This is a genomic window from Kitasatospora sp. NPDC029367, from assembly GCF_055569135.1.
In genome coordinates, this window is record NZ_JBVHYH010000085.1 from 15862 (window position 1) to 36421 (window position 20560).

A 20560-nucleotide genomic window follows, 5' to 3' on the forward strand; every position below is an offset into this window, starting at 1 on the left:
TCGTTCAGGGAGGGTGGTCCTGGACTGCAAGGTCGTGTGAGCGTGAGCGTTAACAGGCACTCCCCGTCCGACGCGTTGGCCGGTACGGGCTCCCCTAGAGATAGCACGTCCACCCGCGCGCGAACATCCCGTGTCCAGTCAGCGTTCGCGGCATACGAACGCCTTGTCGAGATGGAGGGCACGCAGCCGCCGCGCCACCGTGCAGGCGTTCGCGCCGGCCTCGGCCGACCGCCCGCCCAAGGGGCCGTGCTCAGGCGCAGGCGGCGCCGTTCAGGGTGAAGCGGGCCGGAGTGGGGTTGGCAGTGGAGTACGTCGCCTGGAAGCCGAAGCTCGCACTCGCTCCGGGCGGCAGCGTGCCGTTCCAGCCGGAGTCCCGGGCGGTGACGGCGCCGCCCGACTGGGCCACCGTCGCGTTCCACGCGTTGGAGATCCGCTGGTCACCCGCGAAGCTCCAGCCGAGGGTCCACCCGGGGACGGCGGAGGTGCCGGTGTTCGTGACGGTCACCGTCGCCGTGAACCCGTTGCTCCAGGCGCTGTCGACCTTGTACGCCACCGCGCAGGACGCCGTGGGCGGCACCGGCCCCGGCCGCCGCTCGGCGGCGAAGGCCGCGAGCCACGCCAGGGAGGCGTTCCAGTTGACCGCCACCTCGTTGGTCGAGTACGAGCCGATGTCGTCCACGTAGCACGCCGCCGGTGCGCAGCCCTGCAGTTGGGCCTTCGCCACCGGGTCCTCCAGGCCCTTGTCCGGCCCGCCCGCCAGGGAACCCGCCGGCGGGTGCGGCAGCGAGGGGTCGTTCTGGTGCGCCCAGAACCGGTGGTGCTGGTTCTCGGAGGCACGCGGGCCGTAGCCGGTGACGTACGAGTGGTCCAGGGCGTTGCGGCCCAGCAGGTAGTCCAGGGACTCCAGCGCTCCCGTGCGGTAGCGCTGCTGACCGGTCAGCTCGTAGGCGACGGCGATCGTCATCGCATTGTTGAGGACCGCGCTGTTGGAGCCCCACACGTAGCCGTCGGCGGGGATCGGCACGGCGTAGCCCTGGCCCGCCATGGTGGTGAGGTAGCCGTCGGCCGCGGAGGTCAGCAGGCCGCGCAGCCGGGCGATGTCGTCGGCGGGCAGGGCCACGCCGGGGACGGTGGCGAGGGTGATCCGCCCGAGCGTCGCGGTGCCGCCCCACCAGAACGCGTCGACGGGTTCGGTGTGGTGGGGGGAGGAGGTCACGGCGTCCCGGTACTGCGACTCGCCGGTGGTGGCGAGGAGTTCGGCCGCCGCCCAGTAGAACTCGTCGGAGACGTCGGCGTCCTCGTACGCGCCGCCACCGGTGCTGTCGGTCGCCGGGGCGAACACGGCCGGATTGGCCTTGGCCGCCGCCCAGGCACGGCGCGCGGCGTCCAGACAGCGGGCGGCGAAGGCGGCGTCGTACGGGGCGTACACCCGGGCGCACTGGGCGCCGGTGGCGGCCAGGTTCAGGGTGGCCGCGGTCGAGGGCTTGTGCAACTCGCGTTGCTCGGGGTCGAGTTCGGGGCGGGTCGGCAGGGCGGTCCAGTGGGCGTCGTGCACCTTGTGGAAGGCCATTCCGGCCATCGGCTGGTCGGCCGGGACCTGCATCCGCATCAGGAACTCCAGCTCCCAGCGGGCCTCGTCCAGCACGTCCGGCACGCCGTTGCCACGCTCCGGTATCCGCAGCGTCGAGTCGCCGAGCGCCGCGTCCCCGCCCGAACGGTGGGCCCGTTCGAAGGAGTTGACCAGTTCCCAGGTCGCGATGCCGCCGTTGACCACGTACTTGCCCTGGTCGCCGGCGTCGTACCAGCCGCCGCGGACGTCCAGGGTGTAGTTGCAGACCCCGGCCTGGCAGGGCACGTTGGTGTCGCCCTTGTTCGGCGCGACGCCCAGGTGGCCGGCCGGGCGGGCGTAGGCGCTGCCCGCCAGGGCGGCGTCGATCGCGATGCCGCTGCGCTGCTGGTAGAAGAACGACATGCTGTCGGAGCGGAGGCCGTCGTACAGCGCTGCCGAGATGGCGAAGGGGTGGCTGGCCCGGCCGCCGACGACCAGGGTGAAACCGGTTCCGGTGCCGGTGTAGGCGCCGAAGTCCACCAGGTGGGTGGACTGGCCGGACGCCTGGTCGGCGCCGTACGGGACGGTGGTGCCCGAGGCGACCTGCGCGCCGGAGGCGTCGCGCAGCTGCCAGGCCAGCGGGGCGGTCGCGGAGCTGACCACGGTGGCCCGCTTGGGGCCGTCGGGCAGGTAGCCGAGCTGGTTGACCCGGACGGGGGAGTCGGTGGCGGCGGCGACCGGCGCGGCCGCGTGGGCGGGGCTCGCCGTGAACGCGGCCGAGGCCGTACCGCCCGCGGCCAGGGCGAGACCGGTCAGTAAGGCGACGACGCGCCGCGGCCCGCCGCGGCGCGAGGTGACAGGAGGCACGGGGGAGCCTTCCATGGGTGGGGGTGGGGGTGGGAAACGGGCATCCGCGAGACTGGGAGCGCTCCCAAGGCTCCATCAAGCCAGCCCCGCAGGGGCGCGTCAAGACATGGGGACGGAATGGATCCCGACTCCGGACCGCCCGGGGCGGTACTTCCCGGAAGAAGCCTTCGATAGTACGGTCGCGCGCATCAGCCGAGACCCTCCGGAGGAATTCCGCATGTCGGCACGCTACTTCGAGGACTTCGCGATCGGCCGTGGCGGGCTCGCCCCGCGTGCGGTCCTGGATTCCGACGCTCCTGTGATCGATCTCAACGGGCCGTGGGCCTTCCGCTTCTCGCCCACGCTGCGCGGCGAACCGGACGGCTTCCAGGAGCCGGAGTTCGACGACGGCGCCTGGGGCGCCCTGCCCGTCCCCTCGCACTGGCAGCTGCGCGGCCACGGCCGGCCGGTCTACGTCAACGTCTCCTACCCCATCCCCCTGGACCCGCCGTTCGTCCCGGACGAGAACGAGACCGGGGACTACCGCCGGGTCTTCGACCTGCCCGGGTCCTGGGACGGTGTGCCCGCCGTGGTGCGCTTCGAGGGTGTGGACTCCTGCGCCCGGGTCTGGCTGAACGGGACGGAACTCGGGGTGACGTACGGCAGCCGCCTGCCGGTGGAGTTCGACGTGACCGCCGCGCTGCGGCCGGGGCGCAACGTGCTGGCGGTCAGGGTGCACCAGTTCTCCGCCGGCACGTACCTGGAGGACCAGGACACCTGGCGCCTGTCGGGCATCTTCCGCGACGTCCGGTTGCTCGCCCGCCCGGCCGGCGGCATCCGGGACGCCTTCGTCCGGGCCGACTACGACGCGGCCACCGGGGCGGGCCTCCTGCGGGTGAGCGTGGACACGGACGCGCCAGTGCGGATCACCGTGCCGGACCTCGGGATCGACGACCGGCCGGCCGAGGGCGGGTTCCGGCTCCCGGAGGTACGGCCGTGGAGCGCGGAGGACCCGCACCTGTACGAGGCCGAGCTGGCCACGGCGACCGAACGCGTCCGGGTCCGGTTCGGGTTCCGCACCGTCGCCGTGGACGAGCACGGCGTGCTCCGGGTCAACGGGCGCCGCGTCGTGCTGCGCGGGGTCAACCGGCACGAGTTCGACCCCGACCACGGCCGCACCCTCTCCCTGGAGACCATGCGCCGCGACGTGGAGCTGATGAAGCGGCACAACATCAACTCCGTCCGCACCTCCCACTACCCGCCGCACCCCGCCTTCCTCGACCTGTGCGACGAACTCGGGCTGTACGTCGTGCTCGAGTGCGACCTGGAGACCCACGGGTTCGAGTACGCCGACCAGGAACGCTGGCAGCGCAACCCCTGCGACGACCCCCGCTGGCGCACCGCCTGCCTGGACCGCATCGAGCGCACGGTCGAGCGGGACAAGAACCGCCCGAGCGTCATCCTCTGGTCGCTGGGCAACGAGGCGGGGGACGGCCGGAACCTGCGGGCGATGGCCGACTGGCTCCACCGGCGCGACCCCTCGCGCCCGGTCCACTACGAGGGCGACCGGCTCGCCGAGTACACCGACGTGTTCGGCGAGATGTACCGCACGCCCGCGGCCGTGGCGCGGATCGGGCGCGGGGAACTGCTCCCGGGCGAGATCTCGTACCCCGCGCGGGCCGGGTCCGGCGACCCGGCGGACGATCCGCGCAACCGTAAGCCGTACCTGCTCACCGAGTTCGCCCACGCGATGGGCAACGGCCCGGGCGCCCTCGCCGAGTACGAGCGGCTGTGCGACGAATACCCGCGGGTGCAGGGCGGCTGGGTGTGGGAGTGGATCGACCAGGGCCTGCGAACGTACGACGCCGAGGGGCGCGAATTCTTCGGCTACGGCGGCGACTTCGGCGAGGACCTGCACGACGGCAACTTCATCTGCGACGGCCTGGTCTTCCCCGACCGCACCCCCTCCCCGGGCCTGCTGGAGTACGCCAGGGTCAACGCCCCGGTGCGCATCGGCCCCGGCCCGGAGCCCGGGACGCTGAGCGTGGAGAACCGCTACCAGGTGCTGGACCTGTCCCATCTGCGGTTCACCTGGTCGCTGGAGCGCGAGGGCACCGAGCTGACCCGGGGCGAGCTGCCCACCCCGAGGCTGGCCCCCGGGGAACGCGGCCGGCTGCCGCTGCCCGCGCCCGACCTGCCCCCGGGGGAGAACGGGGAGGGGGAGGACGGGGAGGGCGAACTCTGGCTCACCGTACGGGCGGAGCTGGCCAAGGCCACCGACTGGGCTCCCGAGGGGCACGTCGTCGCCTGGGGCCAGCTCCCGCGCTCCGCACCGGACCGCAGCCGTCCGGAGGGGCTTCTGGTGAGCGCTCACACCGAGGACGGGAGCGTCCGGCTCGGCCCGGGCCGCTTCGACCCCGACACCGGGCTCCTGCTCGGCCTCGGCGAACTGCCCCTCCAGGGACCGCGCTTGAACCTGTGGCGCGCTCCCACCGACAACGACCGCGGCTGGTCCCAGCAGGACGCCGCCTACTGGAAGGCCCGCGGCCTGGACCGGCTGCGCCACCGCACGGTCTCCGTCACCCCTGGCGCCGACGGCCTGACCGTCGTGGTCCGCAGCGCCGCCGCCGCGGTCAGCTGCGGCTACCTGACGACGTACCGCTGGAGCAGCGACGGGACGAGCCTGCGGCTGCGCGTGCACGCCGAGCCGGTCGGCCACTGGCCCGAGCGGGAGGACCACGAGGCCGAGAGCCTGGTGGACGCGGCCCTGCCGCCCGGGGAGTTCCGGGAACTGGTCCGCCGGGGCGCATCGCGTTCGCTGGCCCGGATCGGCCTCGACTGGCAGCTGCCCGCCGACTGGTCGCTCGTCGAGTGGTTCGGCGCGGGGCCCGGCGAGGCGTACCCCGACTTGCGGCACGCGGCCCGGGTGGGACGCTTCCGCGCCACGGTCGACCAGTTGCAGACGCCCTACGTGCGCCCGCAGGAGAACGGCAACCGGGCGGACGTGCGGTGGGCCGAGATCAGCGACGGGGCAGCGGGAGCCGTCCGCGTCCAGGGCGAGGAGCTCTTCCACCTCTCCGCCCGCCGCTGGACCGACCGGCAGCTCGCCGAGGCCCGGCACCGGACGGAGCTGGCCCCGGGGCCGGTGGTCCACCTGCACACCGACCACGCCGTCCACGGCCTGGGCAGCGCCGCGTGCGGCCCCGGCGTGCTGCCGGAGCACCGGCTCGAACTCGGCACCGTCGACTTCACCCTCCTCCTCACGCCGATCCGGCGGTCGTGACACCGGAAGCACCCGGCCACCGTGGGTACGGCGGCCGGGTGCTTCCCGTGGTGCCCGCCGGCGCAGGCCACCACGGATCGGTGCGAGCGGTCCGCAACGGGCCCGCCCGTCACGGGCGGGCCCGTTCCGGTCAGCGTCGCAGGGTGAGGAGGGCGGGGCGCCAGGGGAGTTGGTCGTAGGGGGCGGTGGAGCCGGGGGTCATGCCCTGGTACAGGAGTTGGAGGTTGCAGGGGTCGATGGTCATGGTCTGGTCGGGGTTGTTGCGGACGAGGTCGCCGTGGCTGATGTCGTTGGTCCAGGTGGTGCCGCTGTTGGCTTTGCCGGCGAAGGGGTTGTTCTCGGTGGCGGCTTGGGGGGTCCAGGTGCCGTTGAGGCTGGTGGCGGTGAAGGAGCGGAAGTAGCGTTGCTCGTTGGCGCCGCGGGCTTCGACGATCATGAGGTACTGGTTCCGGTCCTTGACCTTGTAGACCTGGGGTGCTTCGAAGAGGTTCTTCACCGTGTCGGTCATGACGGTGGTGTAGGAGGAGCCGAAGTTGCCGGGGAAGTTGCCGATGGGCATGCTGGCCCGGTAGATGCTGCCGTTGTCGCCGGCGAAGAACAGGTAGATGTTGTGGTCGTCGGCGATCAGGGTCTGGTCGATCGGGCCGGTGCCGGAGTTCGGGATGCTGCCGGTGAACAGGGGCTGCGGCGCGGACCAGCCGTTGGGGTTGGTCGGGTCGCTGGAGGTGCGGTAGATGAACGGCCAGGCGCCCCACTGGTAGGCGAGCACCCAGATCTTCTTGGGCGCGAAGTAGAAGATCGTCGGTGCCACGGCGGCCTGGTTCATCCCGGTCTGCGGGGCGGAGGCCATGCCCGACCAGTCGCCGAAGGGGCTGAACGCCATCGAGCCGTAGGACTTCCCGTTCACGTTCGACGCGTACACCAGGTGCTTGCCGTTGTACGTGACGTTGGTGAAGTCCTTCAGCGAGGCCCAGCCGTGGGCGGGCTGCGCCAGCGCGCCCGTCGAGGACCAGTGGTACGTCGACGGAAGGGCGCAGCCGGCGGCCGCCGGAACGGCCGCCTGCGCGGGGGCGACGAGCGCAGCCGCGGCGGTCAGGGCGGTGAGCATCACGGACAGGTGCTTGCGCAAGGGGAAACCTCCTGGGTGAACGGACGGGCGGTCGGAGACGGTGTGTGAGCGCTCACAACGGTGCGCGCGACCGTCGTCGTGCGGCGGGGATCCGGCACCGTGGGTCAGCTCTTGTCGCAGGAGACCGTCGGCCAGGTGGTGCTGCCGTTCTTCATGATGGTCATGCCCCAGTTGTCGCCCGCGCCGTTGGGAGTGGCGACCAGCGTCCGGGCGTCGGGGTAGGACGCGTTGACGTTCCAGGTCGAGCTGACCGTCTCCGGGGCGGGGACGTGCACGGTCACCTTCCAGGCGCTGGTGCCGGTGACCGAGACGTTCAGGTTGTAGCGGTCGCTCCACGAGGAGCCGGCCGACAGCGTCGCGGTGCAGCCGCCCGCGCCGCCGCCCCCGCCGCCCCCGCCGGTGGTGGTGCCCAGCGTGATGTTGGAGTTGCCGCTGCTCTGGTAGCCCTCGGTGGCCAGGATCTCGTAGTTCATCGTGCCGAGGTTCATGCCGGACCTGGCCCACGCGTCGAAGTGGTTTCCGACGGTGATGGTCCCGCCGGTCCGCTTGGCCCGGCGGACGCTCCAGTACTGGTTGAAGGTCTTGATGCCTTCGATGGAGGGGGCGTTGTAGCGCGTCGTCTCGTAGACGTCGTAGGTGTCGCCGTCGGTGGTGACGGTGCCCTTGTAGGTGCCGGTGGGCTTGTAGGAGCCGTAGTTCTCGACGATGTAGTACTCGACGAGAGGGTTGGTGGTCCAGCCGTAGAGCGACAGGTAGGCGTTGCCGTTGGTGCTCCACGTGCCCGAGTAGGACACCGGGTTGCGGGATCCGGTGCTCCAGCCCTTGCCGGCGACGAAGTTGCCCGCGTTGGACCACGAGGTCCCGTAGTTGCCGCCGCCGTTCAGGGACATCGAGGCCGCGCCGCTGCCCTCGGTCCAGAACGAGTAGAAGTATCCGCCGTCGGTGCCCGTCTGGTTCGTGGTGACGGTCGCGGCCTCGGCGGTGCCGGGCGTGATCAGGACGACCGCGAGGGCCGGTGCGAGCATGCGGGCCTTGCCTGCGAGCCGCCAGCGGCGGCCGATCCTGCGGCTCCGGGAGAGGGGGAGGTTCACGAGCGTGATCCGTCCTGTCGGGGGGATGGGGGTGGTGGCGGTCCTGAGCCGCCGGGCGGCCGCGAAGGGGTGGGTGCCGTCGCCCGGCGAAACGCGCAGAACCGACCTGTCGTCAACACGCCTGCGTCCGCCAGCAGTTGGCGGACGGGCGGCGTCGATCGATCCGAGGCGCCGCTGGGACGTGCCGACGGCGACAGTGTTGGCCTGCTCCCGACAAGGTGTCAACACTTTCGACAGGAGGAGCGACAGATTCGTTCCGCCCTCGGCCGTACCCCTCCCGTGAATGCGCAGGTCAGGCCGGTGACGGCGATGCACACCAGCTGAACTCACGTTCACCAGGGCATTTTTCTGCGACCAACTTGACGAAAGCGCCATGCCATGCCCCGAAAGTTTCGGCCACGCGATCGCCGTGCCCTCCGCTCAGTCCTCTGCTCGGAGGAGCCGGGACATGTACGTCGCCCCCGGGCCGTACGCGGCCGGCAGCGTGATCTCGGGATGCCGGAGGAAGCCGCGCGCCGCCCAGAAACCGGCGGCGTCCCCCACGGCGACGAGCGACACCACCTCGTACGCCTGCCGGCCCGCCTCGGCCAGCAGATGGTCCAGGAGCCGCCCGCCCAGCCCCAGTCGGCGGTGGCCGGGTCCGATGACGAGGTCGTGCAGGTGCAGGTTGGTGGAGACGAAGGGCGTCGTGTCGGCGTGGGCCAGATCGGGGAAGCGGAACCGGGGGTACGGCAGGGACAGGGCGTAGCCCAGGATCCGCCGTCCGTCCGCGAGGACGTAGGAGGTGCTCCGGTTCGTCCGGCTCAGGAGAGCCTCCGGTGACTCCGACAGGCCGCTTCCCGCATAGGCCTGGGTCTCCAGCGCCACGATGCCGGGCCAGTCCTCCTCGGTGACGGGACGGGGCACGACGGTCATCGGCTGCCCGCTTCGTCCAGGACAGCGGCGCGCACGGCGCGGTGGGGCAGCGGCGGGAAGCCGTTGAAACCGCTGGTCAGATAGCTGACCGAGTAGGCGCCGGCCGTCAGGATCAACACCGGGTCGCCCGAGGTGACGGCGGCCGGCACCGGGACGGGATGCGCTGCCGCGTACGCGTCGTCGCTGTCGCAGGTCGGACCGGCGATGACGGCCGGTACCGTGGGGCCGCCGCGGTGCGTCGGGAAGACCAGCGGGTACTGCACCTGGTCCATCTCGTAGAGCCCGTTGAACCGGCCGCAGCTCAGGTAGAGCCAGTGCCGGCGCTTCCCGTCGCTCTGCTGACGCTCGGTGAGGCGCACGACGCGGGCCCGGATCACGCCGTGGTCGGCGACGAGGTGGCGGCCCGGTTCGAGGACGAAGCGAAGCGGGCGTGCGCTCGCGCGGCGGAGCCGCCGAATGCCGTCCCGCAGCTCCGCGAGGATGCCGTCCAGGTCGGGGCGCAGCGGTTTCCCCTGCCGGTCGCGGTAGCCGAGGGCGGGCAGGCCTCCGCCGAGATTGACGTGGTCGAGGTGGATACCACACTCCCGCAGCACGGCGATCGCCTCGGTGAGTGCGGTGACGGCGGATCTCCACGCACCCGGGTCCATCTGCTGCGATCCCACGTGCAGGGACAGTCCGCTCGGGGTGAGGCCGTACGCACGGGCCGTCTCCAGCACCGTCACCGCGTCCTGCGGGCTGCACCCGTGCTTTCCGTTCAACGGCCACAGGGCGCCCGCGCCGGTGGTGGCGAGGCGGCAGAACACCCGCGCCCCGGGGGCGTGCGCGGCGATGGCCCGTACGTCCGGAACGCTGTCGGTGGCGAACTCGCGCACCCCCATGCGGTGGGCGGCGGCGATGTCCTGATCCGACTTGACGGTGTTGCCGTAGTGGATCAGACGGGCGTCACCGCCCGTGCGCAGCGCCTGGGCGATCTCGTGCGGGCTCGCGGCGTCGAAGCCCGCACCGCCGTGGGCCAGCACCTCCAGCACCTCGTCGACCGGGCACGCCTTGACGGCGAAGCGCACCTCCACGCCCGGCAGTTGACGGAGGAGGCGGGCCAGGCCGGTGTCGACGGCGGCGAGATCGAAGAGGATCTCGTCGTCGGTGGCCGCCGTCAGAGCGGTTCGCAACTCGGAGCTGATCAGCATCGGCCGGACTCCCCGGCGGGCCGGCCCGCCGCCTTGGCCGCGGCGACCAGGCAGGCCCAGGCGTCGATCAGCAGGGCGAAGTCCGTCATGTCCCTCTCGGCCTCGGCCAGGAGCTGGTCGCGGCACGCCCCGAGGCGCTCGGCGAAGACCGCATAGCGTCCGCCCAGCGTCCGGTACGCCAGTTCGAGCTGGTCGAGCCGCCGGAGGTTCGGTGCCTGATCGAGCCGGGCGGCCTCCCGGACGATGGTGGCGATGCGTTCGGCGCGGATCCGGTACCCGGGGCCGAGCAGGCGCTGCCCCTCCTCCCGCATGCGCTGGTAGATCACATGGAGGTAGCGCATCGACAGGAAGAACTTCGCCAGCCGGAGGTGGTAGGGGTGGAAGGCCGCGTCCGTCTTCCGGTCGGGCGTGTGCAGGTTGACGACGTGCCGGTTGTGGAGCACACCCGGGAGGCGGCTGTCCGGGACCAGGTGGATGAGGAAGTAGTCGCTGCCGATGGTCTCGGTCATCGGCGGCAACGGGATCTCCTCGTGCACCCGGTGGTAGCTGATGTTGCCCATGTCGACCCGCATCGGGTCGACGAGGCAGAGGATCGAGTGGTCCTGGACGAACGGCTCGTCGGCGGCCCCCGTGAACGACTCCGCGACGAGCGCGCGCTTGTCCTCCTCCGTGGTGCCCTCGGCGGCCCAGAGGCTGACGATGTGGTAGTACGCCTGCGGGTTCAGCTGCTTGATCTCCGCGATGTCGACCGACATCTCGCCGACGTAGGAGGCGCCGACGGTCACCACGGGCTTGTCCCGGTCAGCCGGGTCGAGATCCACCTCGCTGACGTACGCCGCGACTTCGGCGGCCGGCCTGCCCAGTGCGATCAGTTCGTGGTGCACGGGGAAGACCGGGCCGATGGCGTGTTTCTGGAACTCGATGTCCGAGTCGCGCCGGTGCACCGAGTCGCAGCCCAGCGAAGCCGCGATCAGGAAGGCACGATTGGTGCACGCCCCGTAGGAGACCGCCTTCGGCAGCATGAGATCCATGATCAGCTCCGGCTGCGGGTGCCCGGAGCGGGCGACCACCCCGGACAGGAAGTCGCGTTGCCTCTCCTCGTCGAGGTGCAGCACGGTGAGCTTCGCCGTGCTGGGGAGGGCGTCGACGGCGGCGGCGTGCCGACGGAAGGTCGCCGGGTCGGAGGAGTCGAGAATCACGTACACGACCTCGACGTCGAACCGGTCGATGGCGTAGGAGGCCTCCGCCGCCACCGCGGCGATGGTGGCGACGCATTCTCGGTGGGTGGGCAGGGCCAGGCAGATCTTGCGCAAGCCGGACGCGGTCAACGGTGTTCCTCTGTTCGTCGGCGTGACGGCGCCGTGCCGCTCCCGTGCCGTCGGGGATGTTCACGCTCGGGTGGAAGCCCCGTCCACGGGCCTTTGCCCGGCCCGCAGATGCCGGGCAACGACCCGTGGACGGGTGACTGACTGCGGAGACGGGGGGTCAGGCCAGGCCGCCCCGGCGGATGACCTGGGAGTACCAGTGGGCGCTGGACTTGGGGGTGCGCTGCTGGGTGGCGTAGTCGACGTGGACGATGCCGAAGCGCTTGCCGTACCCGTACGCCCACTCGAAGTTGTCCAGGAGGGACCACAGGTAGTACCCGCGGACGTCGGCGCCGGCCTCGATGGCGTCGGCGACGGCGCCGAGGTGGCTCTCCAGGTAGCGGATGCGCTCGGGGTCGTGGACGGCGCCGTCGGCGTCGGGCACGTCCTCGAAGGCGGCGCCGTTCTCGGTGACGAGCAGGGGCAGGCCGAACTCCCGGTGCAGGGCGGTGAGGGTGTCGGAGAGCCCGGTCGGGTCGATCGGCCAGCCCATCGCCGTCAGGTCGTCGTTGGCGCGGTGGAAGGCGACGTCCTCGGCGCCCGGCCAGGGGCTGTGGGGGCTGTCACCGTGCCCGTCGTGGCGCGCGAGGTTCCTGGCGTTCGCCGCGGAGGAGACCACGGTGGGGTTGTAGTAGTTGAGGCCGAGCAGGTCGATGGGGCGGGAGATCTCGGCGAGGTCGCCGTCGTGGACCAGTTCCTCCCACCTGACGAGGTGGGCGGTGTCCTTGAGGAGGTCCTCGTCGTAGCGGCCCTTGAACATGGGGCTGGTGAAGACGCGGTTGCCGACGGCGTCGATCCGGCGGGCCGCCGCCAGGTCGTCGGGGTGGTCGCTGAGCGGGCGGACGGCGTGCAGGTTCAGCGAGACGGCGATCCGGGAGGCGCCCGGGAGGGCGGCGCGCAGGGCGCCGACGGCGAGGCCGTGGCCGAGGTTGAGGTGGTGGGCGGCCTTGAGGGCGTCGGCGGGGTCGGTACGGCCGGGGGCGTGGACGCCCGAGCCGTAGCCGAGGAAGGCGCTGCACCAGGGCTCGTTGAGGGTGGTCCAGGTGGAGATCCGGTCGCCGAGGGCTTCGGCGGCCAGGGCGGTGTACTCGGCGAAGCGGTGGGCGGTGTCGCGGTGGGGCCAGCCGCCGGCGTCCTCCAGCTCCTGGGGGAGGTCCCAGTGGTAGAGGGTGGCGACGGGGGTGATGCCGTGGCTGAGGAGCTCGTCCGTGAGGGCGCGGTAGAAGTCGAGGCCGGCCTGGGAGGCGGGGCCGCGTCCGGTGGGCTGGATCCGGGGCCAGGCGAGGGAGAAGCGGTAGGTGGTGAGGCCGAGGTCGGCCATGAGGCGGACGTCGTCGCGGAAGCGGTGGTAGTGGTCGACGGCGGTGTCGCCGGTGTCGCCGTTCTCGGTCCTGCCGGGGGTGTGGCTGAAGGTGTCCCAGATGGAGGGGGTGCGGCCGCCTTCGGTGACGGCGCCCTCGATCTGGTACGCGGCGGTGGCCGCGCCCCAGGCGAAGCCCGTGGGCAGGGCGCGGTGGACGGGGACGGACGGGGTGGTCACGGTCATCGGGTTCGTGCTCCAAGGAGGTGGGGGTGACGGGGCTCGGGGCGGGGGTGACGGACGGTCAGCCCTTCAGTGCACCCTGGGTGATGCCGCCGACGATCTGTCGGCCGAAGACGGTGAACACCAGCAGCAGCGGCAGGGTGCCGACGAGCGCGCCGGCGGTGATGACCGACCAGTCGGTGGACCAGCCGGTGCCCAGCCCGGCCAGGGCGACCTGGACGGTGGGGTTGACGGCACCGTTCACGGCGATGATCGGCCACAGGAAGTCGTTCCAGGACTGCACGAAGGTGAGCATGCCCAGCACCGCCATCGCCGGCCGGGCGACCGGGACGACGACGTGCCACACGACCCGCAGCGAGTTCGCACCGTCGACCCGGGCGGCCTCCAGCAGTTCGGTGGGCAGGGCCTGGGTGAGGTACTGGCGCATGAAGAACACGCCGAAGGCGGTGACGAGGGTGGGCAGGATCAGCGCGCCGAGCTGGTTGCCCAGTCCCAGGTGCTTCATCAGGATGAACAGGGGGACGATGCTGACCTGGGCGGGCACCGCCATGGTGGAGACCACCAGTGCGAGCAGCGCGCCGCGGCCGGGGAAGCGGAGCTTGGCGAAGGCGAAGCCGGCCAGCACGGAGAAGGCCACGGTACTGAGCGCGACGGTGCCGGCGACCAGCGTCGAGTTGAGCAGCGCCACGCCCATGCCGCGCGCTCCGGCGTGCTCCCAGACGTAGCCGATGTTGTGGAACAGGTTCCCGCCGGGCACCAGCGGAGGCGGCGTGGCGATCACCCGGTGGCCGTCGCTGGAGGCCGCCACGAGCGTCCAGTACAGCGGGAACAGCGAGGCGACCGAGACCAGGATCAGTGTCGCCAGCGCGAACGGTCCGGCCCGGTGCTGGCCGCCCGCACCCCGGGCACGCGGCGGCCGGGGCGTCCCCTTCCGGAGACGGCGGGCGGGGGAGTCGGAGGCGGGGACGGTGGTCATGGGCGTTCCTTCCCGCTCACTTGGCGGAGCGCAGGCGGCGGGCGATGAGGGTGTTGGCCAGGCCGACCAGCAGGAGCAGGCCGAACATGATCCAGGCGATGGCGGAGGCGCGGCCGAGCATGCTGCTGTGGAAGCCCTGGTCGTACATGAAGACGCCGAGGGTCTCGTACTGGTGGTCCGCGCCGCCCTGGTGGCCGCTCTGGCCGCCGAACAGGTAGGGCTCGCCGAAGAGTTGGGTGGCCCCGATGAAGGAGACCACGACCGTGAACAGGATGGTGGGGCGCAGCTGGGGGATGGTGACGTTGCGGAACTGCTGCCAGCGGCTGGCACCGTCGATCGCGGCGGCCTCGTACAGGTCGCGCGGGATCGCCTGCATCGCGGCGAGGTAGATCAGCGCGTTGTAGCCGGTCCACCGCCAGATGACGATCACCGAGATGGCGAACTGCGAGGTCCACGGGCCCGCCTCCCAGCGGACCGGGCCCGCTCCCACCAGGCTGAGCAGCCAGTTGGCCATGCCGCCCTCGGGGCTGAAGACCAGCGCGAACACCAGGGTCGCGGCGGCCACCGAGGTCGCGTACGGCGCGAGCAGCGCGGTGCGGAAGAAGCCGCGCGCCGGGAGCTTGTAGTTGAGCAGGTGCGCGAGGCCGAGCGCGGCCAGCAGTTGGGGGACGGTGGACAGCAGGCCGAGGGTGACGGTGTTGCCCAGGGCGTTCCAGAAGTAGTGGCTCGGCGCGCCGAAGAACAGGTCCCAGTAGTTCTGGAACCCGACCCAGTCGGCCTTGTCCACGTTGTAGAGGCTGACCCGGTGCAGTGACAGCCAGCCGGTGTAGAGCAGCGGGAAGAGGCCGAAGACGGCGAACACCAGGAAGAACGGCGCGACGAACACGTAGGGCGAGACGCGGTGGTCCCAGCGGTGCAGGCGGCTGCGCAGGCCGCTCGGCGCCGGGCGGCGGGCCTGGGTCGGGGTGGTGGGCGGTGGGCCGGGCGGGTCGCTCCGGCCCGTGCGGGTGGGGGTGGCCACAGGTTTCCTCCGTGCCGTGTCGGCCGCCGGGTGGCTCGACGCGTCGGTCATTGATGGGGCAGGGGCAGGGGCAGGGGCAGGTGAGAGGGCGAGGGCAGGGGAGAGGGAGAGGGCGGGCAGCCGGTCCGGCTGCCCGTGGTGTCGCGCGCCGCCGTACGGTCCGGGTGCGGCCGCGGCCCGTACGGCGCTTCGCGCTCGCGGCTACTGGACGGTGCTCTCCACCTGCTTGACGGTGGCGGCCCACGCCTCCTCGGGGCTTTTGTGGTTCTGCTCCATCAACAGCACGCCGTTGCTGAACGCTCCGTGCAGGTCGCCGTGGTGCGGGCCCGTCTCGGCCGGCGTGATGGCCTTCGCGGCGGTGGAGAAGATCTTGCCGGTGGGGGCGTTCGGGCCGATGTACGGGCTGGTGAAGTCGGTGACGCCGGGCAGTGCGTACGCCTTCTGGTTGGCCGGGATGTTGCCGACCTTCTGGAAGACCTTGGCCTGCTGCTCGGGCTGGGTCAGCCAGACGGCCAGCGCCTGGGCCTGGGCGACGTGCTTGCCGGAGGACGGCACCGCGAGGAAGGAGCCGCCCCAGTTGCCGGCGGAGGGCGCCTGCGCGACGTTCCACTTGCCCGCGTTGGCGGGGCCGGAGTACTTCTCGATGTTCGCCTGCTGCCAGGACGGGCAGACCGTGGTGGCGAAGGTGGAGTTGGAGAAGGCCGTCTGCCAGGGGGTGTCGAACTCCTTGAGCCCCTGGCTGACTCCGGCCTGGACGGCTTCGGAAGCCAGCTTCCAGCCCTTCTGCACGCCGGCCGAGTCCTTGTAGGCGAGCTTGCCGTTCCGGTAGTACTGCTCGGAGTTGGAGGAGAGCACGCCGTTGTACAGGCCGGTGGCGGTGTCCATGAAGAAGGTGCCCTTGGGGGCCTTGGCCTGGTACTGGCGGCCCACCTCGACGTACTTCGCCCAGTCGCCCGCCCACAGGGCGCTGACCTGGGCGGGGTCGGTGGGCAGGCCGGCGGCGGCGAACAGGTCCTGGCGGTAGCAGATCGCCATCGGGCCGACGTCGGTGCCGAGGGCGACGGTGCGGCCGTCGGAGGTGGTGGCCTGCTGCCACTTCCACGGCAGGTAGGCGTCCTTCTCGACGCCCGGGGCCTTGGACATGTCGGTGAACGCGTTGTTGAGCTGGTCGGAGGTGGCCAGGGCGATCCGGCTCACCTCCAGCGCCTGGATGTCGTCGAGACCGCCGCCGGAGAGCCGGGTCTGGAGGGCGGTCCAGTAGTCGCCCTCCACGGTGGTGGTGTTCTCCGTGATGGTGATGTTGGGGTGGGCCTTCATGTACTCGTCGAAGAGCCCGGCCTCCTTGTAGCCGAAGGTGCCGTAGTCGCCCACGCTGAGCGTGACCTTGGCGTTCGGGTCGTCGTCCGATCCGGACCCGGAGGAGGAACACCCGGTCGCCAGCACCGCGGTGACGGCGACGGCGGAGACCAGGGCGGCGGTTCTGCGGGAGCGGCGGTGCGGGGACATGGAATCTCCTGGGGTGGTGGGTGGGAGGTACGCGAGGAGAGCGGGGGACCGCCCGAAGGGCGTGGTCGACGGCGTGATCGGGGGCGATCGGAGGGTGATCGGGGGCGTGATCGGAGGCGTGATCGGAGGATGATCGGGGGCGCAGAACACGGAGCGTGTGATGGGAGCGCTCCCAAAAGCGGCTGAGCGACACCCTGCTCCGGGTGGTGGGCGGCTGTCAAGAGGTGGTCTTGACGGATCGTCGGCTGTCGTGCGGCCGGTCGGGCGCGCGGCCGACCGGCCGGGCTGCAGAGGCGGCGCAGCGGTGGGTCGGCGGTCGGTTGCGGTGGGGTGCGGTTGGGTGCGGTGGGGCGGGCGGTGCGACGGCGGCGGGTCAGGTGGAGTCGCGCTGGACCAGTGTGGTGGGCAGGATCAGCGGGCTCGGGCGCTCGCCCGCGATCAGCGCGAGCAGCATGCGGGTCATCTCCCGGCCGAGGTTCCGTATCGGCTGGTGGACCGTGGTCAGCGGCGGCTCGGTGTTCTCGGACACCGTCAGACCGTCGAACCCGGCCACGGCGACCTCGGCCGGAACGGCCCGGCCCGCACGGTGCAGCACCCGCAGGGCTCCGGCCGCCATGTTGTCGTTGGCGGCGAACACCGCGTCCAGGTCCGGATGGCGGGCCAGCAGCGCCTCCATGGCCACGACCCCGCCGCGCTCGGTGAAGTCGCCGCCCTCCTCCGCCCGGTAGGGGAGGCCCGCGAGGGTCATGGCCTCCAGGTAGCCGCGCCTGCGGGCCTGGCCGACCTCGGTGTCCAGCGGTCCGGTGAGGGTCGCGATCCGGGTGCGGCCGCGGGAGATCAGGTGCTCGGTCGCCTGCCGGGCGCCGAGCACGTTGTCCACGTCGACGTAGTACGGGACCTCGCGGTGCAGCGGCTTTCCCCCGAAGACGGCGGGGACGCCGGCGGCCAGGGCCAGGCCGGTCAGCGGATCGTCCCCGCGCAGGGACATCAGCATCACCCCGTCCACCGCCCGCGCCCGCAGCAGCTGCCTGACCCGGACCTGCCCCCGGGCGGAGGTCGCCAGGCACAGCACCAGGTGCAGGTCGGTCTCCTCCAGGACGGTCGAGGCGCCCGCGATGACCTGTCCGTAGAACGGGTCGGCCAGCACCGCCGGGTCCTCCCCGGAGATGATCAGTGCCACGGCCCCCGCCTGCTGGGTGGCCAGGGCGCGGGCCGTCGGGTTGGGGACGTACCCGAGCTCGCTGATCGCGCTCAGGACCGCCTCGCGCTTGGCGCGGCTCACGTTCGGGGCGTTGTTCAGCACCCTGGACGCCGCGGTGCGGGACACGCCCGCCCGCTCGGCGACCTCGTCCAGGGTGGGCCTTCGGGGCGTCGGATCGTCCCTCATCGTGTCTTCACCTCGACTTGAAGCCGTTGCACAATGTTACCGTTCACATCCAGCCAGACTGGAAGCGCTTCCAGTCCGGACTGTATAGCGATTCGGGCCCAAGGAAAAGTAAAACGAGGTCCCTTGACATCGCCTCAGGGACGCCCAATCATCTGGCCAATGGAAGCGCTTCCACCTCCCCCACCCCACCCCAAGCGGAGGAAGCCCCATGCGCCGCCCACGCCGCCGCACGGCTCTGCTCATCGCACCCACGCTGACCGCCCTCCTGGTCGGGCTCGACCCGGGAACCGCCCACGCGGCCGACCCCACCAGCATGACCAGCGGCTTCTACGCCGACCCCGACTCCAGCGCCCAGCAGTGGGTCAACTCCCACCCCGGGGACGGCCGGACCGCCGCCATCCGGTCCTCGATCGCCAACGTGCCGGCCGCGCACTGGTTCGGGAACTGGAGCGGCCCCATCGGGACCGCCACCGGCGCGTACGTCGGAGCCGCCGCCTCCGCCGGGAAGCTGCCGATCCTGGTGGCGTACAACATCCCCAACCGGGACATCTGCGCCGGGCAGTCCGGCGGCGGGGCGGGCTCCGCCGCCGACTACGACACCTGGATCGCCGCGTTCGCCGGCGGCATCGGCAACCGGCCCGCCCTGGTCGTCCTCGAACCCGACGCGCTCGGGCACGAGAGCTGCATGACGCCCGCCCAGATCTCCGAGCGCAACGCCATGCTGCGCAACGCCGTCGCCCAGTTCAACGCCAAGGCCCCCAACACCTGGGTCTACCTGGACGCCGGGAACCCCGGCTGGCTGAGCGCCCCCGCCATGGCCAGGCTGCTGGCCGACGCCGGAGTGGCGGGGGCCCACGGGTTCTCGCTGAACGTCTCGAACTTCTACCCCACGGGGCAGAACACCGCCTACGGCAACGACGTCAGCGCGGCGCTGAAGTCCTCGTACGGGTACACCAAGCCGTACGTGGTCGACACCAGCCGCAACGGCAACGGGTCGGACGGCACCTGGTGCAACCCGCCCGGGCGCCGGATCGGCACGCCCACCACCCGCGCCGGCGGTGGCCCCGAGATGCTGCTGTGGGTCAAGTCCCCCGGCGAGTCCGACGGCAACTGCGGCACCGGCAGCGGATCGACCGCCGGGCAGTTCGTGCCCGACGTCGCCTACAAGCTGATCTACGGCTACTGACGCCGGATCACATCCACCCGCCCGGGGCCGGCTGTTGGCCCTGTCCGGCCCCGGGCGGCCCACCTGAGGAAACCGATGAGACCTCGCACCATCCCCCGCCCGTTGGTCCCGGTTGCGCTGGCCGCCCTGCTGACCTCGCTCGCCGTACCGGGCCAGGCGCAGGCGCAGGCGCAGGACCGGCCGGCCTCCGGCCACACCCTGCCCGCCGACACCCGGTTCTACGTCCAGCCGGACAGCGACGCCGCGAAGCAGGCCGTCCGCTCGCTGCTGGAGGGCGACCTCGCGGGCGCCACCGCCATGGCCCAGCTCGCCAGCTGGCCGGAGGCCGTCTGGTTCACCGACGGCACGCCCGCGGAGGTGGAGTCCCGGGCCCGTACCCTGGTCCGCCGCGCCGCCGCGACGGGCACCGTCCCGGTCATCGTGGCCTACAACGTCCCGCTGCGGGACTGCTCCCAGTACTCCAGCGGAGGAGCGCAGTCCGACGCGGAGTACCAGGCGTGGATCTCGGCCCTGGCCCGCGGCATCGGCAGGAGCAAGGCCGTGATCGTCCTCGAACCGGACGCCCTCGCCAACCTGCCCTCCGACTGCTCCCCGACCACCGACCCCACGGGCGCGATCACGGCCGGACGCATCGCGGACCTCCGCCACGGCATCGACGCCCTGGAGCGGCAGCCCGGCACGGTGGTCTACGTCGACGCGGGCAACAGCCACTGGCAGAGCGTCGGCACCGCCACCAAGCGACTGCTGGACGCGGGTGTCGAACACGCCCAGGGCTTCTCGCTGAACGTCTCCAACTTCTTCGCCACCGGCCCGTCCGACCGCTACGGCACCTGGGTGTCCAACTGCCTCTGGTACACCACCAAGGGGCCGGAGTCCGCGCGCGGGCGCACCGACCTGTGCGCCGGCCAGTACTACTCGCCGGCCGCGCCCAACGACGGGAAACCGGGCAACGCGGTCGACGTGGACGACCCCGGCACCTGGCACTGGACCGACCAGTGGTACCAGCAGAACGTCGGCACCCCGCCGGTGAACGAGCTCACCCACTTCGTCGTCGACACCGGGCGCAACGGGCAGGGCCCCTGGACCCCGCCGGCCGGCAAGTACGCCGGAGACCCGCAGACCTGGTGCAACCCGCCGGGCCGGGGCCTCGGCGACCGGCCCACCGCGAACACGGGAACCCCGCTGGTCGACGCCTATCTGTGGATCAAGACCGTCGGCCAGTCGGACGGCCAGTGCAACCGCAACATCCCCGGCGGCACCGTCGACCCCGAGTACGGCACCGTCGACCCGGCGGCCGGCGCCTGGTGGCCGGAGCAGGCCAGGACCCTGGTGCGCAACGCCAACCCGCCGCTGACCTTCGCCCCGTGGGGGCGCCCGCATGACTGACCGTTGGCGGGCAACCACGCGCCCGCCGACCGGCCCTCGCCTGCCGACCCGCCTCGCCCGCCCGTGAGGCCGGTCGGCGGGCGCGAGCCCCGGGTCAGGGCGTGTCTTGTGGATCAGGTCGGACCAGACCGCGGCGTCAGGGTGCGTGCATCGCAAGGCGGAGGATGGGGGCACCTCCCGGCCGAAGGCTG

General features: G+C 71.9%; 14 protein-coding genes. 3 read left to right on the forward strand and 11 right to left on the reverse strand.

Going from position 1 to position 20560, the window contains the following annotated elements; translation table 11 throughout:
- Nucleotides 1–250 precede the first annotated feature (250 nt).
- On the reverse strand, nt 251–2416 hold the full coding sequence (locus tag ACZ4W5_RS32730; RefSeq protein ID WP_465658635.1) for a glycoside hydrolase family 9 protein: 2166 nt from the start codon (nt 2414–2416) through the stop codon (nt 251–253).
- A gap of 217 nt (nt 2417–2633) precedes the next feature.
- Between ACZ4W5_RS32730 and ACZ4W5_RS32735 the strand changes: the two genes are divergently transcribed.
- Complete coding sequence (locus ACZ4W5_RS32735) at nt 2634–5678, forward strand: glycoside hydrolase family 2 TIM barrel-domain containing protein (RefSeq protein ID WP_465658636.1); 3045 nt, start codon at nt 2634–2636, stop codon at nt 5676–5678.
- 130 nt (nt 5679–5808) lie between these two features.
- Here the strand turns inward: ACZ4W5_RS32735 and ACZ4W5_RS32740 are convergent, their stop codons facing one another.
- The 10 genes from ACZ4W5_RS32740 to ACZ4W5_RS32785 form a co-directional block, all read right to left on the reverse strand.
- The gene (locus ACZ4W5_RS32740) at nt 5809–6807 is read right to left on the reverse strand and encodes a non-reducing end alpha-L-arabinofuranosidase family hydrolase (RefSeq protein WP_360229309.1); all 999 of its coding nucleotides are present in this window, start codon (nt 6805–6807) and stop codon (nt 5809–5811) included.
- Nucleotides 6808–6911: 104 nt separating this feature from the next.
- Entirely contained in the window at nt 6912–7832 is a 921-nt protein-coding gene (locus ACZ4W5_RS32745) for a glycoside hydrolase family 11 protein (protein WP_360229504.1), read from the reverse strand.
- A 486-nt stretch (nt 7833–8318) separates the two neighbouring features.
- On the reverse strand, nt 8319–8813 hold the full coding sequence (locus tag ACZ4W5_RS32750) for a GNAT family N-acetyltransferase (RefSeq protein ID WP_465658637.1): 495 nt from the start codon (nt 8811–8813) through the stop codon (nt 8319–8321).
- The gene (locus ACZ4W5_RS32755) at nt 8810–10000 is read right to left on the reverse strand and encodes a type III PLP-dependent enzyme (protein WP_465658638.1); all 1191 of its coding nucleotides are present in this window, start codon (nt 9998–10000) and stop codon (nt 8810–8812) included. Before ACZ4W5_RS32755 ends, ACZ4W5_RS32750 begins: the two co-directional genes overlap by 4 nt.
- Nucleotides 9994–11313, reverse strand: a complete 1320-nt coding sequence (locus ACZ4W5_RS32760) for a DUF6271 family protein (protein WP_465658647.1) — start codon at nt 11311–11313, stop codon at nt 9994–9996. The genes ACZ4W5_RS32755 and ACZ4W5_RS32760 overlap by 7 nt, the downstream gene beginning before the upstream one ends.
- Nucleotides 11314–11485: 172 nt before the next feature.
- Complete coding sequence (locus ACZ4W5_RS32765; RefSeq protein ID WP_465658639.1) at nt 11486–12910, reverse strand: GH1 family beta-glucosidase; 1425 nt, start codon at nt 12908–12910, stop codon at nt 11486–11488.
- Between the two features lie 58 nt (nt 12911–12968).
- On the reverse strand, nt 12969–13883 hold the full coding sequence (locus ACZ4W5_RS32770; RefSeq protein ID WP_465658641.1) for a carbohydrate ABC transporter permease: 915 nt from the start codon (nt 13881–13883) through the stop codon (nt 12969–12971).
- Between the two features lie 16 nt (nt 13884–13899).
- Nucleotides 13900–14955, reverse strand: a complete 1056-nt coding sequence (locus ACZ4W5_RS32775; protein WP_465658643.1) for a carbohydrate ABC transporter permease — start codon at nt 14953–14955, stop codon at nt 13900–13902.
- A gap of 150 nt (nt 14956–15105) precedes the next feature.
- The gene (locus ACZ4W5_RS32780) at nt 15106–16410 is read right to left on the reverse strand and encodes an ABC transporter substrate-binding protein (RefSeq protein ID WP_360229321.1); all 1305 of its coding nucleotides are present in this window, start codon (nt 16408–16410) and stop codon (nt 15106–15108) included.
- A 373-nt stretch (nt 16411–16783) separates the two neighbouring features.
- Entirely contained in the window at nt 16784–17797 is a 1014-nt protein-coding gene (locus tag ACZ4W5_RS32785) for a LacI family DNA-binding transcriptional regulator (RefSeq protein ID WP_465658645.1), read from the reverse strand.
- A gap of 208 nt (nt 17798–18005) precedes the next feature.
- Here ACZ4W5_RS32785 and ACZ4W5_RS32790 point away from each other — a divergent pair, with 208 nt between their 5' ends.
- The gene (locus ACZ4W5_RS32790; RefSeq protein WP_360229325.1) at nt 18006–18983 is read left to right on the forward strand and encodes a glycoside hydrolase family 6 protein; all 978 of its coding nucleotides are present in this window, start codon (nt 18006–18008) and stop codon (nt 18981–18983) included.
- 75 nt (nt 18984–19058) lie between these two features.
- The gene (locus ACZ4W5_RS32795; RefSeq protein ID WP_360229327.1) at nt 19059–20369 is read left to right on the forward strand and encodes a glycoside hydrolase family 6 protein; all 1311 of its coding nucleotides are present in this window, start codon (nt 19059–19061) and stop codon (nt 20367–20369) included.
- The last annotated feature ends 191 nt before the right edge of the window (nt 20370–20560 follow it).